The following is a 1,823-nucleotide window of genomic DNA, read 5'->3' on the forward strand; positions in this document are numbered from 1 at the left end:
CGCCGTGCGTTGTGGGTTTCAGGTGTTTTTGGTTCACTCCACGGTCACGGCCTTGGCGAGGTTTCTGGGCTGGTCGACGTCGGTGCCCTTGAGGACGGCGACGTGGTAGGCGAGCAGCTGGACGGGGATGGCGTGCAGGATGGGGGCGACGAAGGGGTCGACCTGCGGCAGGGCGACGACCTGCTCGGCGAAGCGGCGGAGCGCCGGGGCGCCGGCCGGGTCGGTGAAGGCCATGATGCGGCCGCCGCGGGCGGCGGCCTCCTGCAGGTTGGAGGCGGTTTTCTCGAACAAGGGGCCGGAGGGGCAGAGGGCGATCACCGGCACGGTGGGGTCGATCAGCGCGATCGGCCCGTGCTTCATCTCGCCGGCGGCATAGCCCTCGGCGTGGATGTAGCTCAGCTCCTTCAGCTTCAGCGCGCCTTCCAGCGCGATCGGGTAGAGGCTGCCGCGGCCGAGGAACAGCACGTCGCGCGCCGCCGCCACCTCGCGCGCCATGGCCAGGATGGCGGCGTCGTCCTCCAGCAGGGTGGCGGCATGGCCGGGCACCTCCAGCAGGGCAGCGGTGAGCGCCGCCTCGCGCGCCGCCGGCAGCACGCCGCGCGCCCGGCCGAAGCCCAGCGCCAGGCTGGCCAGCACGGCGAGCTGGGCGGTGAAGGCCTTGGTGGAGGCGACGCCGATCTCCGGCCCGGCCACGGTCAGCAGGGTACCGTCGCTTTCGCGGTCCATGGTGCTTTCGGCGACGTTGACCACCGCCAGCACGTGCTGGCCGCGCGCCTTCAGCAGGCGCAGCGCCGCCAGGGTGTCGGCGGTCTCGCCGGACTGGCTGACCAGGATGGCGGCGCCGCCCTCGGGCAGCGGCGGGTCGCGGTAGCGCAGCTCGCTGGCGATGTCGGCCTCCACCGGCAGGCGCGCCACCTGCTCCATCCAGTAGCGCCCGACCTGTGCCGCCAGAAAGGCCGAGCCGCAGGCGCTGAAGCTGAGCCGAGGCACCCGCGCCGGGTCGAAGGGCAGCGCCGGCAGCGCCACCGCGCGGGTGGCGGGCGCGACGTATTGCCGCAGCGTGTCGCCGAGCACCACGGGGTGCTCGTGCAGTTCCTTTTCCATGAAGTGGCGGTAGTTGCCCTTGCCGACCGCGGCGCCGGTCAGCGCGGTGAGCCGGACGGCGCGCTCCACCGGGCGGTCCTGCGCGTCGAAGAACTGCGCCGAGCGGTCGTCCAGCACCACCCAGTCGCCCTCCTCCAGGTAGGCGATGCGGCGGGTCAGCGGGGCGAGCGCCAGGGCGTCGGAGCCGACATACATCTCGCCCTCGCCGAAGCCGACGGCGAGCGGGCTGCCCTGGCGGGCGGCGATCAGCTTGCGCGGGTGGCCGGCGAAGATCATCGCCAGGCCGAAGGCGCCGTGGAGGCGCTTGAGGGTGGCGGCGACCGCCTGCTCCGGCGTGGCGCCGCCGGCCAGCAGATGGTCGAGCAGCCGGGCGACGGTTTCGGTGTCGGTCTCGGTCTCGAAGGCGACGCCCTCGGCCTCCAGCCCGGCGCGCAGCGCGGCGTAGTTCTCGATGATGCCGTTGTGCACCACCGAGACGCGGGCGGTGCCGTGCGGATGCGCGTTGCGCTCGGTCGGCGCGCCATGCGTCGCCCAGCGGGTGTGGCCAATCCCGGTGGTGCCCTCCAGCGGCCGCCGCGCCAGCGCCTCGGCCAGGTTGCCCAGCTTGCCCTCGGCCCGCCGCCGCTCAACGCGGCCCTCCACCAGCGTCGCGATGCCGGCGCTGTCATAGCCCCGGTACTCCAGCCGACGCAGCGCCTCCAAAAGCCGCGGCGCCGCCG

Annotated in this window: 1 protein-coding gene; it reads right to left on the reverse strand. The window is 73.8% G+C overall.

Features of this window, described 5'->3' with window-relative positions:
- Positions 1–33: 33 nt before the first annotated feature.
- On the reverse strand, positions 34–1,823 hold a 1,790-nt coding region (gene glmS / locus E0493_RS22885; protein ID WP_160939573.1), incomplete at its 5' end, for a glutamine--fructose-6-phosphate transaminase (isomerizing).

Origin of the sequence: Teichococcus coralli (genome assembly GCF_009829925.1) — a bacterium.
Lineage (GTDB): Bacteria > Pseudomonadota > Alphaproteobacteria > Acetobacterales > Acetobacteraceae > Pseudoroseomonas > Pseudoroseomonas coralli.